Annotated in this window: 22 protein-coding genes and 3 pseudogenes; 6 read left to right on the top strand and 19 right to left on the bottom strand. The window is 35.0% G+C overall.

Annotation, left to right across the window (positions count from 1 at the left end):
* Positions 1–51: 51 nt before the first annotated feature.
* The 3 genes from LLA01S_RS07710 to LLA01S_RS07700 all read right to left on the bottom strand — a co-directional run bounded on the left by LLA01S_RS07710 (position 52) and on the right by LLA01S_RS07700 (position 2,207).
* Positions 52–510, bottom strand: a complete 459-nt coding sequence (locus LLA01S_RS07710) for a hypothetical protein (RefSeq protein WP_021165027.1) — start codon at positions 508–510, stop codon at positions 52–54.
* A 14-nt stretch (positions 511–524) separates the two neighbouring features.
* Positions 525–1,139 (bottom strand): hypothetical protein, encoded by a 615-nt coding sequence (locus tag LLA01S_RS07705; protein ID WP_014573264.1) that lies wholly within the window; start codon positions 1,137–1,139, stop codon positions 525–527.
* Between the two features lie 339 nt (positions 1,140–1,478).
* A complete protein-coding gene (locus tag LLA01S_RS07700; protein WP_031286281.1) occupies positions 1,479–2,207 on the bottom strand; it encodes a LytTR family transcriptional regulator DNA-binding domain-containing protein in 729 nt (242 codons plus the stop codon).
* A gap of 192 nt (positions 2,208–2,399) precedes the next feature.
* Between LLA01S_RS07700 and LLA01S_RS07695 the strand changes: the two genes are divergently transcribed.
* The 3 genes from LLA01S_RS07695 to LLA01S_RS07685 are packed head-to-tail and all read left to right on the top strand — an operon-like array spanning position 2,400 to position 4,015.
* The gene (locus LLA01S_RS07695) at positions 2,400–2,621 is read left to right on the top strand and encodes a YqgQ family protein (protein WP_011677095.1); all 222 of its coding nucleotides are present in this window, start codon (positions 2,400–2,402) and stop codon (positions 2,619–2,621) included.
* Between the two features lie 33 nt (positions 2,622–2,654).
* A complete protein-coding gene (locus LLA01S_RS07690; protein WP_032951202.1) occupies positions 2,655–3,626 on the top strand; it encodes an ROK family glucokinase in 972 nt (323 codons plus the stop codon).
* 2 nt (positions 3,627–3,628) lie between these two features.
* Positions 3,629–4,015, top strand: coding sequence for a rhodanese-like domain-containing protein (locus LLA01S_RS07685; protein WP_081106883.1), 387 nt, complete (start codon positions 3,629–3,631; stop codon positions 4,013–4,015).
* A gap of 115 nt (positions 4,016–4,130) precedes the next feature.
* Here LLA01S_RS07685 and LLA01S_RS07680 read toward each other — a convergent pair whose 3' ends face one another.
* On the bottom strand, positions 4,131–4,577 hold the full coding sequence (locus LLA01S_RS07680) for a Dps family protein (protein ID WP_011677098.1): 447 nt from the start codon (positions 4,575–4,577) through the stop codon (positions 4,131–4,133).
* A gap of 165 nt (positions 4,578–4,742) precedes the next feature.
* Between LLA01S_RS07680 and LLA01S_RS07675 the strand changes: the two genes are divergently transcribed.
* On the top strand, positions 4,743–5,408 hold the full coding sequence (locus tag LLA01S_RS07675; protein ID WP_061778092.1) for a prepilin peptidase: 666 nt from the start codon (positions 4,743–4,745) through the stop codon (positions 5,406–5,408).
* On the opposite strand, the gene dinB is transcribed toward LLA01S_RS07675, so the two are convergent.
* From dinB to argS, 10 genes and pseudogenes are all read right to left on the bottom strand, one after another.
* Positions 5,359–6,453, bottom strand: coding sequence for a DNA polymerase IV (dinB, locus tag LLA01S_RS07670; protein ID WP_061778091.1), 1,095 nt, complete (start codon positions 6,451–6,453; stop codon positions 5,359–5,361). The two genes, LLA01S_RS07675 and dinB, sit on opposite strands and share 50 nt — an antisense overlap.
* A 75-nt stretch (positions 6,454–6,528) precedes the next feature.
* A complete protein-coding gene (locus tag LLA01S_RS07665; protein ID WP_011677102.1) occupies positions 6,529–7,020 on the bottom strand; it encodes a prolyl-tRNA synthetase associated domain-containing protein in 492 nt (163 codons plus the stop codon).
* Positions 7,021–7,095: 75 nt separating this feature from the next.
* Positions 7,096–8,589, bottom strand: a complete 1,494-nt coding sequence (locus LLA01S_RS07660) for a basic amino acid/polyamine antiporter (RefSeq protein WP_061778090.1) — start codon at positions 8,587–8,589, stop codon at positions 7,096–7,098.
* A 189-nt stretch (positions 8,590–8,778) separates the two neighbouring features.
* Positions 8,779–9,909: an aminotransferase gene (locus LLA01S_RS07655; RefSeq protein WP_021165024.1), complete on the bottom strand. Its 1,131-nt coding sequence runs from the start codon at positions 9,907–9,909 to the stop codon at positions 8,779–8,781.
* 263 nt (positions 9,910–10,172) lie between these two features.
* The gene (arcC, locus tag LLA01S_RS07650; protein ID WP_021037905.1) at positions 10,173–11,117 is read right to left on the bottom strand and encodes a carbamate kinase; all 945 of its coding nucleotides are present in this window, start codon (positions 11,115–11,117) and stop codon (positions 10,173–10,175) included.
* Positions 11,118–11,149: 32 nt separating this feature from the next.
* Positions 11,150–12,089: pseudogene (gene arcC, locus LLA01S_RS07645) on the bottom strand (carbamate kinase).
* 17 nt (positions 12,090–12,106) lie between these two features.
* Positions 12,107–13,687: pseudogene (locus LLA01S_RS07640) on the bottom strand (basic amino acid/polyamine antiporter).
* Between the two features lie 131 nt (positions 13,688–13,818).
* Positions 13,819–14,883, bottom strand: coding sequence for an ornithine carbamoyltransferase (gene argF / locus LLA01S_RS07635; RefSeq protein ID WP_061778089.1), 1,065 nt, complete (start codon positions 14,881–14,883; stop codon positions 13,819–13,821).
* A 165-nt stretch (positions 14,884–15,048) separates the two neighbouring features.
* The gene (gene arcA / locus LLA01S_RS07630) at positions 15,049–16,281 is read right to left on the bottom strand and encodes an arginine deiminase (RefSeq protein ID WP_061778088.1); all 1,233 of its coding nucleotides are present in this window, start codon (positions 16,279–16,281) and stop codon (positions 15,049–15,051) included.
* Positions 16,282–16,580: 299 nt separating this feature from the next.
* Positions 16,581–18,275, bottom strand: a complete 1,695-nt coding sequence (gene argS / locus LLA01S_RS07625) for an arginine--tRNA ligase (RefSeq protein ID WP_011677109.1) — start codon at positions 18,273–18,275, stop codon at positions 16,581–16,583.
* Between the two features lie 67 nt (positions 18,276–18,342).
* Here argS and argR point away from each other — a divergent pair, with 67 nt between their 5' ends.
* Entirely contained in the window at positions 18,343–18,801 is a 459-nt protein-coding gene (argR, locus tag LLA01S_RS07620) for an arginine repressor (RefSeq protein WP_004254487.1), read from the top strand.
* A 159-nt stretch (positions 18,802–18,960) separates the two neighbouring features.
* Here argR and murC read toward each other — a convergent pair whose 3' ends face one another.
* The 5 genes from murC to LLA01S_RS13250 all read right to left on the bottom strand — a co-directional run bounded on the left by murC (position 18,961) and on the right by LLA01S_RS13250 (position 25,219).
* Positions 18,961–20,292, bottom strand: a complete 1,332-nt coding sequence (gene murC, locus LLA01S_RS07615; RefSeq protein ID WP_061778087.1) for a UDP-N-acetylmuramate--L-alanine ligase — start codon at positions 20,290–20,292, stop codon at positions 18,961–18,963.
* Between the two features lie 200 nt (positions 20,293–20,492).
* Positions 20,493–21,092 carry a hypothetical protein gene (locus LLA01S_RS07610; protein WP_061778086.1) on the bottom strand — a complete coding sequence of 200 codons (600 nt, stop codon included), beginning with the start codon at positions 21,090–21,092 and terminating at the stop codon, positions 20,493–20,495.
* A 216-nt stretch (positions 21,093–21,308) separates the two neighbouring features.
* Positions 21,309–24,413: a DEAD/DEAH box helicase gene (locus LLA01S_RS07605; RefSeq protein ID WP_061778085.1), complete on the bottom strand. Its 3,105-nt coding sequence runs from the start codon at positions 24,411–24,413 to the stop codon at positions 21,309–21,311.
* A 196-nt stretch (positions 24,414–24,609) separates the two neighbouring features.
* Entirely contained in the window at positions 24,610–24,744 is a 135-nt protein-coding gene (locus LLA01S_RS13255) for a hypothetical protein (RefSeq protein WP_255209981.1), read from the bottom strand.
* Positions 24,737–25,219 (bottom strand): tyrosine-type recombinase/integrase, encoded by a 483-nt coding sequence (locus tag LLA01S_RS13250; RefSeq protein WP_232035101.1) that lies wholly within the window; start codon positions 25,217–25,219, stop codon positions 24,737–24,739. Before LLA01S_RS13250 ends, LLA01S_RS13255 begins: the two co-directional genes overlap by 8 nt.
* Positions 25,220–25,566: 347 nt before the next feature.
* Between LLA01S_RS13250 and LLA01S_RS12415 the strand changes: the two are divergent.
* Positions 25,567–25,699, top strand: a pseudogene (locus tag LLA01S_RS12415) (IS982 family transposase); the annotation flags it as partial.

Below are 25,699 nucleotides of genomic sequence, written 5' to 3'. Positions count from 1 at the left end.
AATTCGGGTATAATAAATGTAAAAACAATGTATTTTTTCATGAGCAAACTATTATTCATTAATTCTGGATAAACTATATAAGTAAAGTAAGAGAAGAGCTAGGCACCCAACAATTACGGAAACAATATAGCCCACCCCATAAAAAGTTAAAAAAAGCGCCGCTTCTCCTTCAAAAGTATTGCCCGATAAACTGCGATTAAAAATGATACTTCCTGGAAAACCTACGACTAAGAAACCAATATAATAAATCAGACTTGCAAAAGCAAGGTACTTGCCAACCCTTGCTTTTCTATAAAGCAAGATAATCGATAGCAATAGTAGTAGAGCCAAAATAATACTGTAAAAGGGAAACTGATGAGAGATAAAATAAAAGAAATTTTCTCGACTTTCTCTATAATCAAAGTTCGTATTCAATTTATTCTGATTAACTGTTGCTGGAAGAAACATCGTTCCTAGCCAGATAATAAATGCAAGTATTACTTGCCAAAGTTTTATACTTTTTATACTCATTTTACTTTCTCCCATTAATAAGCCCGATTTGTCGTTTCAAATGTCCAAGTACTATTTCCCCGTTTAAGCGTAGCGAAATAAGTAGCGCCTACCATTGCACTGGCTGAGGGAATCTTTACAGGTTTGTAATTCCGGGTAATCGACCATGATAGATTGCCTCCTTCTGATTTGTCATCAACCTGTTGGCTATAACCTCCCATTCCTTTAACCTGACCATTCGTTGCAGTAGTGACTCTGGAATTAGCGACATAAACACGATCAACACTAGGACCATAACCTCCTGTTACTTTTGTTAGACCAGCGTAGCCATTAGACACTGTCCAATTTATATTCAGCCTAAACTTAACAGAATAAGTTTTATCTGACTTTGACTGATTCTGACTAGCTGCAAAAGTTTTTGTGCCCAGTAAATTCCCAAAGGAACTTGCCTTCAAATTTTCTCCTTTTTTAGTTACCTCTGCTTCTCCAAAATCTGCTGTGTAAGTCGTCTCTCCCTTTATTGTACCTTTAGCAGTTGAAGTTACTTCTATCTCAACAGTCACAGGCGCTGTCAGATTATGTCCCCCGCTGGTATTATCCAATATTACTCCATCATTTACAACATACTTCACTTCTTTTTTCGTATTCATAAATAAATCCTCTTTTCTTAGTCTGTAAGTTACTAATCTAAGAGTTAATTCTCAAACTATAACTTACTTGACAGTATATTTTCCATTAAAAAAATTACTCACTTTCTTTTGTTGCACGATATATCTTTGAGCTGATATTGAACTTTCTTAACTTTCCATTGGTACTTTTTCTCTTTCAAAAATTATTGATATTGTTTTCACAATTAAATTGTAAGCGTTTTTGTTTCTGAATGCAACGCTTTTTTGCTAAATTCAATCATTTTTATGATGAAATTACTTTTTTTGTGATGAAATTGAGTTTTTATCAGCCAAAAATAAAAAGCACCCTAAAAAGGATGATTATTTTATCCACTCTGATTGTCTTTTGAGTACTTTCAGTACTTTTTTATAAACCGCCGGTGCTTTGACTTTTTTCAAACATTGTACAAAACACAGGGTCAAGCCATCATCTTCAATTCGACGAATTTTCTTTGAATCAACGAGTAACCCACGCCCAAGTGAGAGGAGATTGGGCATTTTCTTTTTTGCATCTGAAATCGTTCCACGAACTAGACACTCATTATCTTTTGTGATGGCTCTAAGATAATTTCGATGTGTTTTGTCCGCTTCAATATATAAAAGAGAATCCATAGAAATCGGATAGTCAGCAATTTCAACAATATTTAATTCATTTGTAAAACAGTACAGTAAAACTTTTTCAATTATTTCCCTAACTTCACTATCAAAATCGCTACACACAGTCATCTGAGACCATAATGGTAGGGTAGTAAAGCTCAATAATTCATCTTTTAAGTCAGGATTATCAGTATAAATCAGAAAAAATGCCTCACTTTCTAACTTCTGCATTTTGTTCAGTATTTCTAGTTCTTCTTTTTGTCCAATTTTTATAAAACAAGCCTTAACATCTTTGAGGTAAACTTGAAGATATTGATAGGCATCTTGATGATTATAGAATACTTTTGTTACGTCAACCTTGTCTTTTATCCCGAGTTCTTTTTCAATTTCAAGAACAAATCGCTCTAAGCGATTTCCTGCATAAAAGTCCGCATAAATCAAAATTCTATTCATTTTTTTACCTTCAACAAGTAAATTTTAACTATAATCTTATTCCAAAAACATCATTACCATTAAATATCTTTTTAGTTACGTTTTCAAATTATAGTGTATTATACCATTTTATAAACAAAATCTGCGCTATTCTCTATATTTTACATATAGCTTGCACTTGAAAGCCTTTATCAAATACGGTAAAATATAGTAATGAAAACTCTCTACGATGTACAAGAAATGCTGAAAAAATATGGATATATCAATCTTTTTCCAGATCGTTTGGATGCGATTGCTTTTATGCAAATTGAATTAGGAAAGATGCTTGAATCAGGAATATTTCAGAAAAGCGACCACGATTACTTGACTGCTCGCTTGATTTTGTCGCGTGAAGAGAGAATTGAAAAGAAAAAATCTACGACTAATAAAAAATAATGCTTTTTTTAGTGTCAGATTGGAGAAAAAACAATGACTGCAAGTAAAATTATCGGTATCGACCTTGGCGGAACTTCAATTAAATTTGGGATTTTAACTCTCACTGGTGAAGTTCAAGATAAATGGTCTATCCCAACAAATATTTTAGAAGATGGAAAACATATCGTTCCTGATATTATCCAATCAATCAACCACCGTTTGAACCTTTACAATTTGGATAAATCAGAGTTTCTTGGAATTGGAATGGGAACTCCTGGATCAGTAAATATTTCTGAAAGTACTGTTAAAGCCGCTTTCAACTTAAACTGGGCAGACACTCAAGAGGTTGGTAAACCAATTTCTGAGGGTGTTGGTCTACCTTTCATCTTGGACAATGACGCTAACGTTGCTGCTCTTGGTGAACGTTGGGTTGGGGCTGGCGAAAACAATCCTGATGTAGTCTTCATCACTCTTGGAACTGGTGTTGGTGGTGGAATTATCGCCTCAGGAGAGCTAGTTCATGGTGTTGCTGGAGCTGGTGGTGAAATCGGCCACATTTGCGTTGACCCTGATGGTTTTGAATGTACTTGTGGAAACCGCGGTTGTTTGGAAACAGTAACTTCTGCTACAGGAATCGTTCGCTTAGCTCATAAATTTGCTGAAGAGTACGAAGGAGATTCTACTATTAAGGCTGCTATTGACAATGGTGATGAAGTAACTTCTAAAGACATTTTCTTTGCTGCTCAAGAAGGGGACCACTTCAGCTTATCTGTTGTTGATAAATTTGCTTATTATCTTGGATTTGCCTGTGCAAATTTGGGTTCTACTTTAAACCCTGCTTCAATCGTTATTGGTGGTGGTGTATCAGCAGCTGGTGAATTCTTGCGTGAAAAAGTTGAAACTTATTTCAATAAATATGCCTTTTCAACTGTTCGTAACTCAAGTAAAATTAAACTTGCTGTTCTTGGAAATGATGCCGGAATTATCGGCGCTGCAAGTCTTGCTCTTAAATTTAAAGGAGAATAATTTTGATTATTATTATCATTGATATCATTCTTGTCTTAGTAATTATCGGAATGTTTGTCTATCCCCGCTGGAATCTTCGTCGCAATGCAAAACTTGTTGAGGAAGCTGAATTTGCTCGGTTGATACCAACTTCTCAATTAATTGATATTCGCGAAGCAAATCAATTCCGGGTTAACCATATTCTTGGTGCGCGTAATCTTCCTTCTGGTCAGATTGACCAAAGTTTAAATGCTTTGAGCAAACATAAACCAGTGCTAATTTATGAAACTGGTCGTCCTATTGGGGGAGCAAAAGTTGCTAAAAAACTTAAAAAAGCTGGTATTCCTGAAATTTATATCCTTAAAGGTGGGTTAAATTCTTGGAATGGGAAAACAAAATCTGGTATTTAATCATAAAAAGGATAGAATCTTTCTATCCTTTTAGATTGTTAAAAAATCTGTCAGTAAATTTAAAAATAAAATAAAGCTCTGTCAGTACTGACAGAGCTTTTCATTTACAATTTTATTAGCCCACTTCAGCTTCAATCATCCAAAGTGTTTTTTCGATATCCCCAAGAGCAGTTGTGAATAAATCAACTGTCACATCATCTCCATCATCCCCAGCAATTTTAATTCCGTCTTTGAAGAGTTGAGTCAAATATTTATAAGCAACGATCAATTCTTTGACACGTTCTGAATTAGATTTACCCCAAGCTGCAGGCGTCATCTCAATTTTAGAATTTTTATCAAATTCTGCCAAAGTTGAAACTGGAGAACCACCAATAGTGATTAAACGTTCTGCAAATTCATCCAAATGTTCGTCCAATTGGTCTTTTAATTCATCCATTTTTGGGTGTAGGTAAAGAAAACCAGGGCCACGCAAATACCAGTGGATTTGATGAACAAGAGCAGATGCTTTCGATAAATCGGCAACCGTTTGATTTAAAACTTCTTGTGTGTGTTCATTTGACATAACTAACCTCCATTTTTTAAATATTAAATGCCATAAAGAGATTTAATATTAACTTTTCTATAAATATATTATAAACCAATGAGAATTTTTTATCAAATGATTTACTTATTTTCTTTTTAATTCCATTTTTAGTTACATTCAAAATCCATTTTCGTATAGATTAGTATGGAGATATTATTTTTATTTATTATTGGAACAATTTTCGGGTCGTTTTTTGGCCTATTGGTTGATCGTATTCCGGCAGGAGAATCAATTATTTTTAGACGCTCACATTGCGACTCTTGCAATCACATTTTGAGCTTCCGTGACTTAATTCCCTTATTTTCTCAATTATCTTCTGCATCACTTTGTCGCTATTGTAAGAATAAAATTCCATTGATGAATTTTATTCTTGAGTTTTCTGTTGGTCTCCTCTTTTGTTTGGTATGGCTTAATTATCTTAGTCTTCCACAATTTTTGATGAGCATTCTGTCAGTAATTTTATCTGCTTTTGATTATCGGCATCATAGCTTCCCTTTTATTATTTGGCTTATTTTCGCTCTTTCCTTTATTATTTTATTTCCCTCTTCTTTGATTTTTTATAGCTGGTTAGTACTTGCACTCTTAACTGAGATTTTCGATTTTAAAATTGGAAGTGGTGATTTTTTATGGTTTTTTACGGCCTCATTTTCTATAAGTTTTTTTGATGAAATGAAACTTCTTCAAATCGCTTGTTTACTTGGAATTATCTATTATTTAATGATAAAAAAACGAGACGAAATTGCCTTCATCCCTTTTCTAACTATTGCATATCTAATGTTGCTTTTTGGACACCAAATCCTGATATGGTAACTCCTAGCAGCCTAACTCCCAAGCTCTCATCATAATCAATTTCTTCAAATATCTGTTGTGCAGCTTCTGCAATGTCCTCCGGACTATCCAGATTCTCTACCATTGATTTTCGTTTCGTTAGTGTTGTAAAATCCGAATATCTCAATTTCAAAATAATAATGTTTCCCTTGAGTTGGTGCCTTTTTAAGGATTTAGAAACCTGTTTAGATATTTTGATTAATTCAGCTTTGATATCATCTGGAAGATATAGTAATTTCCCGTAGGTTCGCTCTTTGCCTACTGATTTTCGTTCACGATGATTTTTGACTTTAGAGTTATGAATTCCATTTGCCTTTTGGAAAAGTTCCCAACCATAAATACCAAATTTTTCAGCCAAATCAACCGGATCAGCTTTTTGTAAATCTCCTCCAGTAAAGAATCCTAAGGCATGTAATTTAGGAACAGTTGCTTTCCCCACCCCATGAAATTTTTCCACAGGCAACTTTGCCAAAAACTCTAATGCTTCATCTGGCATAATTAATGTCAAACCATGTGGCTTTTCATAATCTGAAGCAATCTTTGCCAAAAATTTATTATAAGAAACTCCTGCTGAACAAGTCAAACCTAGTTCAACAAAGATATCATGTTGAATTAATTTTGCTATTTTTATTGCTGATTGAGCTCCTATTTTATTCTCGGTTACATCTAAATAGGCTTCATCAATTGACGCTGCCTCAATATTATCCGTGTAGCGTTTAAAAATTTCACGAACCTGTTTACTAACTTTTGTATATTTCTCATAGTTCCCAGAAATAAAAATAGCTTGTGGACAAAGGTCATACGCTTCCTTTGCACTCATTGCCGAGTGTATTCCGAAAGCACGCGCTTCATAAGAACAAGTCGATACAACTCCCCGTCCACCAGTCTGCAATGGGTTCCTAGCAATCACAACTGGTTTACCCTTTAGACTCGAATTATCACGCACTTCAACGGAAGCAAAAAAGGCATCCATATCGATATGAATGATTTTTCGTGAAGTGTCATTGATTAGTGGAAAAGTTAGCATATTGTTATTATACAAAAATTAGTTTTTAGACTCAATAGGCGAATAAAAAAACTCTTGACGAGCAAGAGTTTTAATTTATAAATCAATAATTTGATAATCATAACCTTGTGACTTCAGAATAGTAAAACAAGCCTCCATCTTAAAGAAAATTGTCTTAGTATTATCATTAGGATGAAAAGTTTGAATCTGATAATCATCAAGCATTTGTTGATCAAAATAAATATTCATATTTTCATAATTTGTTCCGACTAAACCAAAAAGGGAAACAATTCCTGAATTTAAACCTAACATTTCTTCCAATCGGTCTTCTGATATAAAGTGGAGTCTTTTCACCTCAAGAATTTCACTCAAACGATTCATATCAACTTGTTTAGCGTCATCCATGATAATCATATAAAACTGAGTTGATTTTTTATTGGCCAAAATCAAAGTTTTTGAACGACACCCTTCATAATCTTTAATGTAGTTATCCGACTCTTCTGTTGAATGACTAGCTGGGTGTTCTACAATTTTGTAAGGAATCGAAAGTTCAGTTAACAATTTTTCCACTTCTGCAAAAGTTCTCATCAATTATTTCCTCCATTCACCTAGAAAAACATCAGTAAAATTATCTTTATAAGATGATTCATTATTAAATTATGCCTAAAATCCTAGTAATCCTCGAAGGTCAAAGCCTGTTCCCGCTTTGGCCCCACAAATCAAGACCACAATCGCTAATACCCCAAGTACTGTCACAACAAGCATCCCCAACCATTCTTTGACTGATATTGATTGATGACTCTCTTTTTTTGCTCCAATGAACAAAAGAAATCCAATTGTATATAGAATCATAGCCAGCCAAACATATTGCCAGCCTGAGAGGTAGAGTGCCAGAGCCTGAAAAGCAAAAGTGAAGAAACCAATCAGTATATTTTTTACTGATGCTTCTTTAAGACCAATTTTGAAAAGATAGGCACCAACTAAAGCATAGCAAATCATTATTACGGCTGTTGCCATATAAATAAAAACATTATAAGCATTTGCGACAAAATATGTAATGATAATAAAGATTTGAATCATCAACTGAGTAATCAACAATGAATTACTTGGGGCATGATATTTATTGAGTTTACCAAACCAACTTGGCAATAGCTTTTGCTCTGCCAACTGTTGTGTAGCTTCAACCGGTAGCATTGTCCATGAAAGCCATGCTCCTAATAATGAAATCATTAGACCGACTGCCATAAGGCTACCACCCCAGCCACCGACCATTTCATTAAGAATGTAAACAAGACCAGGGGCTTTGACATTTGCTAAACTTGCTTGATCCATATAACCATAAGGAAGGAGTGACAAAAGTACATAAATAACAAGCAAAACTGCTAAACCAATAACTGTTGCTTTTGCTGTATCTGATTTCTTTTTCGCGCGATTTCCCATCATCGCAGCACCCTCAATCCCGACAAAGACCCAAACCATTACCAACAATGAGCCCTTAATTTGACTTAAAAGTCCACTTGCAGTCATTGCGTGCCAAACAAAATCTTTGACTGAACCATCAGCAGCAAAATTCGTTGTAAAGGTTTGCCAAAAATGTTGAGTAAAGATATTAGCCTTAAATAAGATAATTCCTGTAATTGAGAAAACAACCAATGGAATCAGTTTGGCAATCATCACAATTGCATTTACAGCCGCAGCCGTTTCTACTCCTCGATCAACTAGAAGCATCAATATCCATGAAATAATTGACACAATAATTACTGACAGAATAGTTAGTGAACCGTTTGAATTTGCAAATTTACCAGGAAAGAAATAATCAGCAGAAGTCATCATTAAAACAGCAAAACCAATTGTTCCTGTCCATGCTGAAATCCAGTAACCCCAGCCCGATAAAAAACCTACAAAGTCCCCAAAACCTGCTCGAGCATAATCTGATACACCAGAAAGATCAGGTTTTATTGTAATGAGCCGATTAAAACTCAAAACTAACATTAATATTCCAAAACCAATAAAAAGCCATGAAATCACGACTCCCCCAGGAGTTGAGCATCTTGCCAAGTCATTGGCAAGGTTGAACACTCCACCACCAATGGCTCCTGAGATGATAATCGCTAGTAGTGCAAAAAGGCTAATCCCTTTTGTTTTCTTGTTTTCCATTTACTCACTTTCTATTATTTAATTATAAATTCGCTATAATTAAATTCGTATAATCTGACTGTAAATATAAAATAGTCTCTTGAATATAGAGACTATTTTATATTCTTTAGTTATAATTATACTCACATTTTCCCATTATACACTTTTTATACAAGTTAGTAAAACGGTAATGTATTTATATAAAAGATATTAACCTTTATATTCTCTCAAAAATTCAGATAGGAGTTGCAAACCTTGACGTAGAGTCTTTTCATCCGTACAATATCCAATTCTGGCATATCCCGGTAAGTCAAAACGATTTCCAGGAATTATTAGCACTCCTTTTTCACGAAGGAGTTGAATGGCAAAATCTTCCGTTTTCATTGGGTCTAATTGTTCGAATTTCACAAAGCTTACAGACACAGCATTAGGATAAACCATTGAGACCAATGGCTCATTTTCGACCCATTCTTTTAAAATTGAGAGATTTCCTTTAACAATATCCCGAGCGCGAGCCAACACCTTATCCTTATGTTTTAAAACTAAAGAAGCCAAAGCATCATCAAAGACTCCTGTACAAATTAGAGTATAATCTCGAATCTTTCGGAATTCATTACAAAGGTCACGATCTTGAGTGGCGACCCAACCTACACGAATTCCTGGAACCGAATAAGTTTTAGAGATTGAATTTGTTGAAATTCCTTTTTCGTATAAATCAGCAATTGGTGCATAAGGGGTTTCTTCATCAAGAGGCAGATAAACCTCATCACAAAGAATATAAGCATCGACACTCCGGGCAATCTCAACTACTTCTGCTAAGAAATCTGGACTCATAATCGCACCCGTTGGTTGAGCTGCATTATTTAAACAAATCAATTTTGTGTTAGGTTTAACGAGTCGACGCAAGTCTTCAATTTGCGGCAACCAGTGATTTTCTTCTTTTATCTTCCAGTAATCAACTTGTGCACCTAATGTTTTTGGCCAATCATATAATTGTTGATAAGAAGGATACTGAGCGATTACATGATCTCCTTGACCAATCAAGCCTAAAATTGTAAGAAAATTTGCTCCTGTCGCTCCATTAGTAGATAAAATATTGTCTTCTGATACTCTTTTATAAAGTTTAGCAACTTCTGATTTGAAGGCTGGTGATCCTTCAATCCATCCATAACTAAATTTTTCTTTCATCATCTGAGACATAAAAGCTTCACCTTTATCTTCTTCAAAAGCCAAGACCTCTTCTAAAGATAGTGAATCAATGGTTGACTGAGCAATATCAATTGTTGCTGATTTTTCCCAAACATTGAGCCAATCTTCGCAACCAAATTGTACAAGTTCCATAAGTTTTATTTGCAAGTTTAAATGATTTTTTTCGAGAAATCATCCGAACTTGTCTTCCTCTCTTTATTTTTTTACTGACAGATTTATTAGCTAGATTAGCATAATATTCCTGAATCGTATTAGGATTCTGTCAGTAATTTTATCAATATAAATCGTTTACATGTTAATTGTACAATAATTATTGATAAAATATCGGAAAGTTTATCGATTTTTAAACTACATTTATAAAAAAATGCTACATCAGAAATGTAGCATTTTTAACGTTAAGGAATAATCTTTGTTCCTGAATCATTGTTGAGGAAGTCTTCAAGATTTTCCAAAGAGGTAATTGTTGCAGGACGACCAGTGCGAGTAACAAATTCCATTGCTGCTTCTACTTTTGGTAACATTGAACCTGCGGCAAATTGCCCTTCTTTAATATAAGCTTTCATTTCTGCCATTGTTACTGTTTCAAGTTTTTTCTGGTTAGGTTTATTGAAGTTAACAAAAACATTATCTACCGCAGTTAAAATCAAAAGATTATCTGCTTCAACAAGTTCAGCAACTTTTGCTGCTGAAAAGTCTTTATCAATAACAGCTTCAACTCCTTCATAACCCTCTTGAGTTTCAATGACAGGAATACCACCACCACCAGATACAGTCACCAAAACGCTTGATGAAATCAATGGTTTAATTGCTTCGGCTTCAACGATACGTGTTGGTTTAGGACTTGGTACTACTCGACGATAGCCACGACCTGAGTCTTCAACAAAAGTCCAGTCAGGATACTGAGCTTTCATCTCTGCTAAGCCCTTTTCGTCGTAGAATGGACCGATTGGTTTAGTTGGTTTTTCAAAAGCCGAGTCATCTTTGTCAACAACTGTACGAGTCACTACAGAGATAACTGGAACGCGCTCCATCTTATTTTTTATCAAAGCTCTTGTAAAAGCTTGCCCCATCCAAAATCCAATTTGACCTTGAGTCATTGCAACGGCTGTATCAATTGGCATGGCTGGATTTTTAGGACTATCTGCCGCTAATTGTTGCAACAAAAGATTCCCCACTTGCGGCCCATTACCATGAGTGACAACCATTTCCACATCGTTATTTCTAATAAGAGGAATTAATTGTTCTGCCGTTGTTTCAAGCGCTCTTTCTTGTGCTTTTGCTGTTGGGTCATCTGTTAAAATAGCGTTACCACCTAGGGCTACGACCATACGTCTTACCATTAAATTATTTCTCCTCTATCTTTTTTACTTATTTATGGAACAATTCTTGTTCCGCTGCCAGATTTGACAAAATTTTCAACATTATCAAGGCTTGTAATCGTAGCAACTTTACCTGTTCGCTCAACAAAGCTGACCGCAGCTTCTACCTTAGGTCCCATCGAACCTTTGGCAAAGCGTTCTTCATCGACATACTTACGCATTTCAGAAACTTTGACCGTTTCTAGATGAACTTGATCTTCTTTTCCATAGTTCAAATAAACATCGCCACCACTTGTCAAAATCAAAAGTTCATCTGCACCAACCATTTCAGCTAATTTAGCTGCTGAAAAATCTTTGTCAATAACGGCTTCAACACCTTTATAACCATTACCATCTTTAATGACGGGAATTCCACCTCCGCCAGAAGCATAAACTTCCAGATTCCAAGATTGGGCCAAATGCTTTTGCTTCAATGATTTCAAGTGGTTTAGGACTTGGAACTACTCGACGATAACCACGGCCAGCATCTTCCATCAACTCCCAATCAGGAAATTGCTTCTTAATTTCTGGCAATTGTTCTTCTGTATAAAAGGGACCGATTGGTTTACTAGCATTTTTAAAAGCTGGATCATTTTCATCAACCAATGTTTGAGTCACTGCCGAAATAACTGGATATCGCTCTAGGCCATTATTAGCCATTGCTCTTGTAAAAGCTTGAACCGTCCAAAAACCAATTTCGCCTTGAGTCATTGCCCCAACTGTATCCAATGGCATAGCTGGGGTTTTTTCACTATCCGAACCCAATTGTTGTAAAAGTAAATTTCCAACCTGTGGTCCATTTCCATGAGTCACAACCATTTGTCTGTCATTATCTTTAATTAATGGCATCAACTGTTCAGCTGTTACTTCAAGCGCCTTTTTTTGAGCCGCTGCTGATGGGTCCTTTGTCAAAATAGCATTCCCACCAAGGGCTACAACAATAGGACTTACCATTTTTTATACCCCTTTGATTAATTTTTAATTCCTTTTTTATTGATATCACTACGAACCACGAAGTAAACAATAAATGTTACTACAATCAATGGAACTACAGCGACAAGTAAAGTATTTCCATCAATTCCCAGTGCATCTTGCAAGCCAAGCCAGTTCCCGTATACTCCAAAAACAGCGAGGATTCCTAAAACTGTCAAGATAAAGGTTGCGATTAATTCAGCTGTGGACATTTTAGTTCCATATTCTTTTTTGCCTAAAGCTTAGAGAATGAAACCAACTGCGTAAAGAATTAAAGAGAGCCAAACAAATTGCCATCCTGAATAGTACAAGGCTAAGATTTGGAAGGCGGCCGCGATGAAACCAATAATGATATTACTTGTTTTCTTCTCTTGAATCCCTAATTTAAAGAGATATAAACCAACTAAGGCATAACAAATCATGATAACAGCGGTACAAAGGTAAACAAAGACATTGTAAGCATCAGCTACAAAATAAGTGACAATCAAGAAAATTTGAACAATCAATTGTGTCAGCAAAAGTGAATTTTTAGGTGCACCTTTGTCATTAAGTTTACCAAACCAACTAGGAAGTAATTTTTGTTCTGATAATTGTTGTGTTGCTTCAACAGGAAGCATTGTCCATGACAACCAAGCTCCAAGAAGTGAAATCACAAGACCAATGGCCATTAGTGAACCACCCCAACCGCCAACCATAGCGTTCAAAATATGAACCAAACCTGGTTGACCAGTATTAGCTAGTTCTTGTTGGCTCATAAAACCAAATGGCAATAGTGAGAGCAAGATATAAATCACTAACAAGGCAATCAAACCGAGAATTGAAGCTTTACCAGCATCTGATTTACGTTTGGCACGGTCACCCATCATAGCAGCCCCTTCGATTCCGACGAAGACCCAAATCATAACCATGAGTGAACCTTTGACTTGACTGAATAAATCTCCGCCAGTCATATTAGACCAAGTTAAACTCTTAATTACGCCATCAGCATTTGTATTCGCAACGAAATTTTGCCAAAAGTGAGCACTAAAGACTCCAGCTTTGAAAGTAACTATTCCAGCAATAACAAAGACAAACAAGGGAATCAATTTTGCAACAAGGACAATTGCATTAATGGCAGCAGCCCCTTCAACACCTCGCATAACAAGTAAAGTCAATCCCCACGAAACAATTGAAACAACAATTACTGACAGAATGGTCAATGAGCCATTCTTAGCTTGAAAAACGCCGGGGAAGAAATAGTCAACGGCAGTCATCATCAAAACAGCAAAGGCAATATTACCTGCCCAAGCAGATAACCAATAACCCCATCCTGAGATAAAACCAACCATATTACCAAAACCAGCACGTGCATAATCTGACACACCTGAAAGTTCAGATTTGTTTACCACCAAATGATTCAGTGATAAAACCAACATTAATATACCAAAACCAATAACGATCCATGAAATGACAACACCACCAGGTGATGCATTTGTTGCTAAATCGTTAGAGAGGTTGAATACCCCACCACCAATCGCTCCAGAAACAATAATCGCAACTAAAGCAGCAAGGCCAATTCCTTTTTTATTTTCTGCGTCCATATCAATCCTTTCAATGATTTTAACCGTCAAAACAGTCTAAAAACTATCTTAGACTGCTTTCAACGACTTAAATCAAAATCTATCAGTTTACTGACAGCTCTGTCAGTAAACTGACAAATTATCTATTTTAATTATTTAAAATCTTCAGGAACTGCTGGGATAAATAAATTACCCAAAGTTGCAGCCATAATTGCTTTGATTGAGTGCATACGATTTTCTGCTTCTTCAAATTGACGAGCATATTTAGAACGAAAAACTTCGTCAGTAACTTCCATTTCTGTCAAACCATATTTTTCTTTGATTTCTTTACCATATTCAGTTTCAGTGTCATGGAAGGCTGGTAAGCAGTCCATAAAGATAAGTTTACCGTTGTCAGCATTTCCTGTCATTTTCAACATATCCATTGTGATGCGGTATGGTGTCAAAAGTTTAACACGTTCTTCCCAGTTAGATTCTCCCATAGATACCCAAACGTCTGAATAAATAATGTTAGCACCTTTAACACCTTCTTCAATATTAGAAGTTGCAAGAGGTTTAGCACCTGATTTTTCAGCAAATTTATTGGCAATATCCATAACTTCTTTAGAAGGATGAAGTGAATCTGAAGCAACGATATGAACATTTACACCAAGCATAGAACCAGTTACGATGAGTGAATTTGCCATGTTGTTACGACCATCACCAACGTAAACTAATGTCAACCCTTTAAGGTAACCAAAGTTTTCTTTTACTGTCATAAAGTCAGCAATCATTTGTGTTGGATGCCAATCATCTGTCAAACCATTCCAAACTGGAACACCAGAGTATTTTGCCAAATCTTCAACTTCTTTTTGAGAAAATCCACAACGTTCAATAGCATCAAACATTGAACCAAGAACACGTGCTGTATCTTCTGTTGATTCTTTGATTCCGAGTTGGATATCATTTGCACCAAGATATTCAGGATGAGCACCAAGGTCAATGGCAGCAGTTGTAAATGCGGCACGTGTACGAGTTGAAGTTTTTGCAAATAACAAGGCAATATTTTTACCTTCAAGATAGTGATGAGGAATATTTTGTTGTTTCAATGCTTTCAAATGAAGACCAAAATCAACAAGGTAGTTAATTTCAGCTGGTGTAAAATCTTTTTCAGCAAGCAAGCTACGACCTTGGAATACTGAGTTTACTTCTGCTTTTGTAATAAGTGGTGATGTCATTATTTTTTTCCTTTTTCTATTTTTAAATATTTAATGAATTTTTTAAATTACATTAATGAGCTACTTTCATCTTTAATTTTACGAACTTATAAAACTAAATTTATAAATTCACTTGTTTTTAAATTTAGTAGTTAAATTCAAGAACATTATGTAAAAGTCTTCAGATTACAAATCTTCACGCCAAAGTGGTTGTGACATACAACGCGCTCCACCACGACCACGACCAAGTTCACTTGAAAGAATTTCATGAACTTTAATACCATGTTCTTTCAAAAGTTCAACAGTTACATAGTTACGGTCATAAGTAACGATTTCTCCTGGAGCAATAGCAAGGGTATTTGAACCATCATTCCATTGTTCACGAGGAGCGGCAATTGGGTCACCTGCACCACATTCAATCAAGTCAAGTTCTGAAAGGTTCAAGACTTTCTTAAGGGCTGCTTTAAGATCTGTCAAATGTTCAAGTTCAACTTCACCATCTTGACCAGGACGAAGAATGAAGACGTTGATGTTACCTGCACCATCCATAATTCCTGGGAAAACTGTAAATTGATCATGGTTAATCATTGTAAATACAGTATCCAAGTGCATCATTGCATGGTTATGAGGGATTTCAACCGCAAGCACTGTATCAAATGTTGAAAATGGATTTGCAAATAATTCTTTAGCAAGATTTTGAATTGTTTTAGATGAAGTACGTTCTGAAACCCCGATTGCTACAGTTGTCTTATTAAGAATTAATTCATCACCACCTTCAATACGAGTAGTATGATTACGATCACGCCAGATTGGAGTGTCTTTGAAACGTGGATGGTTAGCCATCACATATTCGGTAATCAAGCTTTCAGGTTGACGTGCTGGGAAAGTCATTTTATTAATAGTCATTCCGACACCCATTGAAGCTTGTGGGTCACGTGTGAAGTAAGCATTTGGTAATGGGTTGAGGTAGAAATAATTTTCTGCATCAGAACCTGCCATGTCACTAAGTGCTGTGCGTTTGATATCCAATTCATTTTTACGAACACCGGCATAGACTTTTTCAACCATATCTTTTGTTGGCATTGAAGTTAAATATTCAGTCAATCCATCATAAGTACGTCCTGGACGGTAACCTGCTTCATGCAACAAATGGCTTAAAAACTCTTCTTTTGTTTCAGATGATTTTTCAAAAACTTCTGTTGCAAGATTTTCGATATAAACAGTTTCAGCACCATTGTCACGCAATGTTTGAGCAAAGAAATCATGCTCTTTTTGAGCAATTTTGAGATATGGAATATCATCAAATAAAAGCTGTTTCATTGTGTCTGGGGTAATATTCTCTACCTCTGCACCTGGGCGGTGGAGAAGGACTGATTTTAATTTCCCAATTTCTGAGTTAACATTAATTCCATTGTTCATTTTGGAGTATCCTTTCTGATTTTGATTCAGTATTATTGGAATCGTTTACAAGGAAATTATACATCTATGCATATTTTTGTCGAGCACTAATGCTACACTTTACAAAGGTTTATTCATTTATACATGTTTTTTTATATTCTGACAATTTCACGTTTATGCACTCCTTTGCTTATCATGGGATTCTTAGCTTTTTATTAAAATACTTATTTTACAAAATGTTTTAAAAAAGAAACAAAAAAATCTCTCATCAGCAAGAATTAAATTCTTTTTGATAAGAGATTAAATAATTAAGTATATTTTTACATATTTTCAGGAGCAGCAACCCCAAGAAGGCGCAATGCTTCTTTCAAGACAATTGAAGTCGCACTAATCAAAGCCAAACGTCCATCCAATTGAGCATCATCTTCTAAAATACGAACATGAGCATAGTATTTGTTAAAGGCTTGTGCAAGTGAAATTGCATATTTAGCGATAATAGAAGGTTCATAATTATCAGCAGCACGTTTCACAATATTTGGGAATTCTTTCAAAGCTTTGACAATTTCCCAAGCTTCAGCATCAGAAACAACAAGAGAAATATTGTCAATGTTCACTTTACGATTTGCTTTACGCAAAATTGATTGAATACGAGCGTGAGCATATTGCACATAAGGGCCTGTTTCACCTTCAAATGAAACCATTTCATCCAAATCAAAGTCATAACCGTTGTTTCGGTCAGTCTTCAAGTCGTAGAATTTAACAGCACCAACTCCAACTTGCTTAGCAACTTCTTCTTTATTTTCTAAATTAGGGTTTTTTGCTTCAATTTGCTTTTCAGCACGATCCACCGCTTCATCAAGAGCCATTTCTAATTTAACAACGTGACCTTTACGAGTTGAGAATTTTTTCCCACCTTGAGTAACCATTCCGAAAGGTACATGCACCATATCATCAGACCAATCATAGCCAGCTTCTTTCAAAACAGCTTTCAGTTGTTTGAAGTGGTTAGTTTGTTCGCCACCTACCACGTAGAGTGATTTTACAAAATTAAAAGTCTTTTTACGATAAGCAGCAGTCGCAAGGTCACGCGTGATATAAAGTGTTGCACCATCTGTTTTCTTAATCAAAGCTGGATTAAGATTATATTTTTCAAGATCAACAATCAAAGCACCTTTTGACTCATGTAAAAGATTTTTATTTTCCAAATCTTCCACAATAGCATCCATCTTGTCACTGTAGAAGCTTTCGCCCATAAAGTGATCGAAAGTTACTCCGAGTTTTCCATAGATACGGTTAAATTCAATCAATGAAACATCAGAGAACCATTTCCAAATACGAAGGGCTTCTTCATCACCTTGTTCCATTTTGAGGAACCATTGACGTCCTTCTTCATCGACTTCTGGATCTTCTTTAGCTTCCGCATTAATTTTTACATAAAGTTTCAAAAGTTCATCAATCGGATTTGCTGTAATGGTCGCTTCATCTCCATATTTTTTATATGCAGTAATCAATAGACCAAATTGTTTCCCCCAGTCACCCAAGTGGTTAATTTTAATCGGTTGATAACCCAATTTTTCATAAATTTTGGCAATCGAATCACCAATAACAGTTGAGCGCAAATGTCCAATTGAGAAAGGTTTAGCGATATTTGGCGCAGACATGTCAATCGGCACATTTCCACCTTCTCCAATATTTGCATCACCATAGTGCTCACCTTCAGTCAAAACTTCACGAATGACTTCTGAGGCTGTCGCATTTTTATCAAGGAAAAAGTTAACGTAAGGCCCTACTGCAATAACTTTCTCAAAACCTTTTGTATCTATCTTCTCAGCGATTTCTCCAGCAATAATTTGTGGAGATTTTCGGAGAGTTTTCGCCAATTGAAAAGCTGGGAATGCTAAATCTCCTAAATCTGAGGATTTAGGTTTTTCGATTATAGCTGCGATTTGTTCTACTCCAAGAACACCATCGATTGCAGCAGACAGTGCTTGGCTTACTAGTTGTTTTTCGTCCATTCACTAATTATACAGAAAAAACACTAATTTTGTCAATATATAGTCCATTATATGGTATAATTATGCTATGAAAAGAGATAAAAGATTAGAAATTATTAAAGAAATTGTGACAAATAATAAAATATCGACTCAAGAAGAGCTTCAATCTCTATTATTAGAACGCGGTGTAGAGGTAACACAAGCCACTTTATCCAGAGATATTAGAAAATTAAATATTATAAAAAAGCGGGACAAAGGAGAGAGTTTTTACTCATTTTTGACTTCTGGCAACTCTAAAATTAATTCTGATTTACAGTTGTATTTTTATAATTTTGTCATTTCAGCAAAATCTGTAGGTGCTTTAGTTGTCATTCGTACAAAACTTGGTGAAGCGGACGTTTTAGCAAATGCTTTAGATGACGAACGCGATAGCCGGACTGATATTTTAGGTACAATTGCCGGTGCTGATACCTTGCTTGTTATTTGTGCGTCCGAAAAAGCAGCAAATATTTTGACAGCAGAGATTAAATATATTTTATTAGGTTAATTTAAACGAAATTAAGGTTAATTTAAGCGTTTACATTTATACTCATATTACTCCCTAAATAATTTCTTCATAAACCCCTTTGATTCAAGTCACACTCCCGTGACTTGAATTTTTTATTAATAAAAAAGCACTAACAATACTGTCAGTGCTTTTTTAATTTTATTGTAAGTTTGTTGAAGTTTGGCTAAGTAATTTTTCAAAAGCAATTTCATATTTTTGAATATTCCCTGCTCCCATAAAGACATAAATTCCGCGGTCGTGGTCTAACAATGGTGAAACATTGTCAAGCTCAATTACTTTGGCTGGTTTACGAACTTTATCAGCTAAATCTTGTGCCGTAATTTCATGATGGTCTACTTCACGAGCTGAGCCATAAATTTGTGCTAGATAAACAGTATCCGCATGATCAAGAACTTCTGCAAACTCATCAGCAAAAGCAATGGTTCTGGTAAATGTATGAGGTTGGAATACCGCAACGATTTCACGGTCAGGATATTTTTGACGAGCCGCATCCAATGTTGCTTCAATCTCAGTTGGATGATGAGCGAAGTCATCAATAATTACTGTTTCTCCTACTTTTTTCTCAGTAAAACGGCGTTTTACTCCTCGGAAAGTCAAGAGGTGGTCAGCAACATCTGTCATATCCAAACCAAGATTATGGCAAACGGCCACAACAGATAAAGCATTCAAGACATTATGTTTTCCATAGGTAGGAACAACAAAATGACCAATTTTTTCACCACGGAAATAGGCATCAAAAGATGAACCGCGTGTACTTCTAATCAAGTTTTTTGCACGGTAATCATCATTAGCTTCAAAACCATAATAATAAATAGGCGCTTTAGCAGACAATTTACGCAAATTCACATCTTCACCATAAGCAAAGATTCCTTTTTTGATATTATTTGCATAGTCTTGAAAAGCTGAAGTGACATCTTCAATTCCTTCAAAATAGTCAGGGTGGTCAAAGTCAATATTTGTCATAATGGTATATTCAGGATGATATGGCATGAAATGACGTTCATACTCATCAGATTCAAAGACAAAATATTCACTTCCAGCATTTCCACGCCCAGTTCCATCACCAATTAGGTAAGAAGTGTCCACGATATTCGACATCACATGAGCTAACATTCCAGTTGTTGAAGTCTTACCGTGTGCTCCTGCAACCCCAATACTTGTGAAATCTTCCATGAAATGGCCCAAAAATTCATGATAACGTTTGAATGGGAAGCCATTTTTATGCGCGAAAGCAATTTCGACATTATTATCATCGCGAAAAGCATTCCCAACAATCAATTCAAACTCAGGTTTAATATTTTTTTCGTCAAACGGCAAAAGTGGAACACCCACTTGTTCAAGACCACGTTGTGTGAAAAAGTAGTCTGTTGAATCTGAACCTTGAACGTTTTTGCCCATTTGATGTAACATCAATGCAAGTGCACTCATGCCTGAACCTTTAATACCGGTAAAATGATATGTTTTTTCCATGATAAAATTTTCTGTCAGCTACTTTTATTCATCAGCAACTGACAGAAATTTCCCTTCTTTTCTTACAGTTAAAATTTTTTATTTATTTAAAAGTCACGCCCTAAAAGACGCACAAAATAACTGATAAGTTGTTTTTTTAAAATAAATTTTATCAAAATAAAATTTATTTTCTCTGTCAGTTTTTTGTTCAAATTTGAAAATTATACGATTCCGCGGTCAAAAATGTTTTTCCGCTTATTTTCAAAATAACTTCCCTTTTGCGTATCATTTGCTGCTCCACCGTGCGGTGTTGCTTTTTTCATTCCAGAGCCATTCTTTGCAACTGCATCCGAAACATTCATTCCTTGTTTTTTCATATCCCGAATTGGGTTATCATTAGTTGAAGGACGTTTATTCAAAATTGCAGATGTTGAACGACGAACCGTTAAATCCTCTTTATCACGCTCCAAAGGAGAAACATATTGTTTTGGAGATTTTGGAAGTGTTGCTGCTGCTCGCTTTGCTCGTTCTTTTGACTCATCTACACTTGTTTTTTTCGGCATTTTGTCATATGAACTTACGCCAGCATGATTAGAATTTAGCGGACGATGTTGTGTGCTAAAGCTTGTTTTAGCCTTATAAGGTTTGAAGCTCTCAGGTCTTTTAGCATCAGTTTTTGACTTGCTTGTCTCAATTGAAGCTTCATCCTGAAGGCTGGGATTTCTTGTCAGCAACTGCTGATTAGTAAAAATCACCCGAGTATCTTTTTGAAGCACTTCGTCATCACCAATAACCGGAAATACCACTCTTCTTTCTACCATGTTTTGCCCTACTTTTTTATAGTTTGTTTTATTTCTTAATTGTACTTTTCAAATTTATGTGAATTAATATGAAGGTCTATCTAAAAAGCCTTTAAAGCTTATCTTATAAGTCTTTAGAGCTTTTATTGTCATCTCGTCAGCTCTTAAAAGCCAATCCGATTCTTTAAGATAACCGTTTCAATATCCATTATAGCTTAATTTCTAAGTTTTTTAAAGCTATACTCCGAGAATTTCCCGAATTTCTGCTTCACTAAGAACTTTATCAACCGTATCGCCTTCCAAAACATTTGCAATCAGGTCTTTTTTACGTTCTTGGATTTCCATAATTTTCTCTTCAATTGTCCCTTGTGTAATCAAACGAATCACTTCTACTGTATTTTTTTGCCCCATACGATGGGCACGCGCAATTGCCTGTTCTTCTACTGCCGGATTCCACCACAAATCGACTAAAATCACAACATCAGCACTTGTCAAATTAAGACCAACACCACCAGCTTTCAAAGAAACTAAGAAAGCATCACGGCTTCCAGCATTAAATGCCTGAACCATGGAAAGTCGGTCTTTAATCGGAGTAGAGCCTGTCAATTTATAAGCAGTCATTTCTTGTTCTTCCATTAATTTTTCAATATGTGGAAAAACTTTTGTAAATTGAGAGAAAATCAACGGACGATGTCCAGAATCTTTAATTTGAGCCAGTAGTTCTCTTAAGCGTTCAAGCTTACCTGAACTTCCCTTGTAATCATCCATGAATAAAGCTGGTGTATTACAAATTTGCCTTAATCTGGTAATTCCTGCCAGAATTTCGATTCTTGAACGTGATAAAGCTGCATTGTCCATTTCTAAAACTTGTTTTTGCATTAATTCAAGTTGTGCAAGATAAATCACTTTTTGGTCATCAGCCAATTGATTGTAAACCGTAATTTCCATTTTCTCTGGAAGTTCCTCAAGTACATCCTCTTTTTTACGACGCATGATAAATGGTTGAATCAATCTTGAGATGACCGAAGGTTCCATCTTATTAAATTTTTCACGCTTGGGTAAAAAGCCTGGCATTACAACTTGGAAAATTGCCCAAATTTCTTCAATTCGATTTTCAAGTGGCGTCCCTGAAAGAGCAAAAGTATGCTCAACATTAAGAGCCGAAAGAGATTTATTCGTTTTACTACTATAATTTTTTACAACTTGCGCTTCGTCTAAAAGTAAGTAATTTAACTTTTTATCTTGATAATCTTCAAAATCTTTCAAAAAGCTACCATAGCTCGTAATATAAATCTGGTGATTCTCTTGAATCTCCTTAGTCCGGTCAGCTTTATTACCATCAATCACGACAAAATCAATTTCGTCAGTAAATTTTTCAAACTCACTTGCCCAGTTGTAAGTAAGACTGGCTGGGGCAGTAATTAATACACTTTCGTCTTTTTTTAGATTTGAGAGGATAAAAGTAATAGCTTGAACGGTTTTCCCCAATCCCATATCATCAGCAAGAATTCCTCCTAGATTGTAATGGGATAACATACTCATCCAACGAACACCTGTTTCTTGATAAGAACGCAAAGAAGCCTTAATATGCTCAGGTTTCTCATAGGGAAATTCTTCAGGGTGAGTTAAATGTTGATAAAGTGATTTAAATTTCTCAGAAAAAGAGGCGCCACTAATCTTTTCAAAAATTTTAGAAATTTGGAAACTACGATTAATATTAACATGCAAACTACTTCCTTGAATAACAAATTGGTCATCAAGTTCATGTAGTGCCGCTTTTAAGCGATCAAATTTTTCATTGAAATGATAAAATTTCCCGCTTTCACTAATATAAAACTCAGCATTTTCTTGCAATTTAGCAATCACATTTGCAAATTCGCCATCCTCAACATGCGGAATATTAAAGGAGATATCTAACAAGCCTCCTTGGCTATCAATATGAATTTCTGGGACTTCATCCATTCTCATATTTCTTAAAGTTGGTGATAATTCAATTTGACCAAGCTTTTGAAAAGAAGGTAGAATCTTTAAAAAGAAATTCTCTGACAAATGTTCCGTAATTTCTAAAGTTGAATTAAAAGCTTTGGCAAATTGCAGTCGCTCCATTAAAGCAAAAATCTTTTGCTCCTTACGCAAATCCCTTGAAAATTCTAAGGTTTCCAAGTCATGAAAGCTATCAATAGAAAAAGTTCCATAATCAAATTTCATTGCCAAACTAAGCGTTTTTTCATCTAATAAATCAAAAGTGAACTTTGCATCAAATGGTTTGACAACAAAATGTTCTGGTGCTTCAATTTTTCCTAAAGTTGATAATTGTTGAAGTGCTTGAGCAAGTTTATCTTTTTCTGAATATAAGAATTTTATTTTTGATTTCTGAGCAAATTGTTTGTCTAAGACAAGGAGTAAGCGACGTTGTTCTTGGCTCAGTTTATAGAATACATTATTATCATAAAGAAGCGAATAATCATAAAAATTATGATAATCTTCGCTGAATAAGCTCAATTCAATATAATCTTGTTGGCTCTCAACTTTAAATTTAAAAATTTCTGAGTCATTATCCAATGGAATAAATGTAAAATAATTAACTGTTCTTCCGATAATTTTAAGCTGATAAACTTCTAAAGCAGAGACTAAATCCATGGCTTCTTCCAAAAACAAGAAGGGGATATTGAGATAGCGTCCATTTTTGATATATAAGGATTTGGTCAGAGCCTCGTCTGATTTCCCATCAATCTTTAGTAGAAAACTCAAAAATTCCTGACTGGCCTCATCAAAATTATCAAAGAAGAGATCAATGTAGTGTAACGAGCCTAATGAATACTGGCTGTAATTTTTAAGCGCTCGTAAAAAATAGGGAATATCTTTAATGACATATGAACGTCCTAAATTTTTACTTTTCAACTTTAAATCAAAGTATAAAAAGTAGTCCATTGAAAAATAATCATAAAGCTGACTGTTATCTTCAATTTGAACTTCGATAGAATACTGATCTGTACTGAAATTTAGTTGGGTTTCTCCATTTACTGCATCTAGAAAAGCAATATTTTCATTATAAAGCCCTCGTTCGGCTCCTTTAGTTTCTTTATCCTTTGTCTCTAGACTGCCCTTGTCCTGATTTTTCAGATACTCTTCAATCGCTGCAATATGTTTGCAATAGCGATGATTTTGTTGAAAAATCGAACAAGTACAACTATCTTGAGCTCCATCTAAATCATAACTTACTTCTTCACCATCAATTTCTGCAGTTAACTTAAAATCAGTTTCAATCGGATCATTTAAGAAGCCTTTCGCATAGAGGGCGATTCCCTCACTCCGCACTCGTGCCGGCATCATTCTACTCATATTTTTTTATTTTTTCCTCGAATTAATTATTTCAAAATTTTGCGTATATTATACCATAATTACTGTTTTTTTTGCCAGAATCTTCCTCAATCTTCCCAATTCTTTTAAAATAAACATTTACGCAAGTTATACTTAGTAATATTCTTCCTCAATTTTCCCAATTCTTCCCGAACATATGGTTAGTTTTTGGTTTGCATCAAGCACTTTTCCCAATCTTTAATAATCTAGGTTGTTTTTTAAATTTTTTCTGTTCATCAAACTTTAGAGTATCTCTAACATGAGTATAAAGAGTATGAACTAAATTAGGGTTAGCATGTCCAACTTTAGCCATGATTTCTGTTTCTGTATCTCCTCCTTGTAATATAAGAATTCCTTAACGAGTGCATCACAAATGAACTAGAAAGTTTATCAGGCATCTGCTTTTCAAATCTATGTAAGTATCTATTCATTGTATCATCAGACAAAAGATGTCCATTTTTTCTAACAAAGATATAATCATCATTGATACCCGAGTTATTATGGTCTAAAAACCATTGAATAATTTCCTTACTCCTCGTATCATCATTTTCAAATGCCTTTATTCTCCTAGAAGTTAAAGTTTTGGTCTGTTTATTGATTGGATTTTTTACCGAACTTTTTCTACTATACTGATCTTTTATCCAAATTCCACCATGATTTACAGTAGAGAACTTTAAACCTGCTCCTTCTCCATACCTATTTCCATTTAGATAAATAAATTCTATAAAAAGTCTCTTTCTAACACAATCTTCTTGTTTCGCATTCTGTGTTTTTTCAAATTCTTTCATATGATTAAGTAATACTTCCATCTGTTCTGAAAAGAAACATTTGTCTTTTAGCTTATCATATTCAGATTGTGTTTTCTTATGCTTTTTTATCCGTAGTTCAGACATAGGAGAAGACGATATATAACTTTTTTCTAACCAGCAATATTCAAAGAATAGTAAAATCTTTGACCTTATATTTCTAAGAGAATTTACAGAAGGCTTACGTTCCCTTGAAAGACCTTTAAATACAACAAATTCATCAAAATATTTTTTTAGATACCCGAATTGCTAGTTAAGTTCATTGGAAAATAAATAAGTCGTGCTATCCTAATCTTAAACCACTAAGCATTAGAAAGCGCACGACTTATATGACTTATAATAGCACACTTCCAAAAGTTTTTGTTTATTTACTGACAACCATTGAGACGCTTTATCAAACGAGGGTTTCCCTTGAGGTTCAAAACCGAAAGAACGTCCATCTCGCAACATCAGATTGCTTAG

Source organism: Lactococcus cremoris subsp. cremoris NBRC 100676 (assembly GCF_001591705.1).
Classification (GTDB): Bacteria; Bacillota; Bacilli; order Lactobacillales; family Streptococcaceae; genus Lactococcus; species Lactococcus cremoris.
This window is presented reverse-complemented; position numbering and strand designations above follow the sequence as displayed.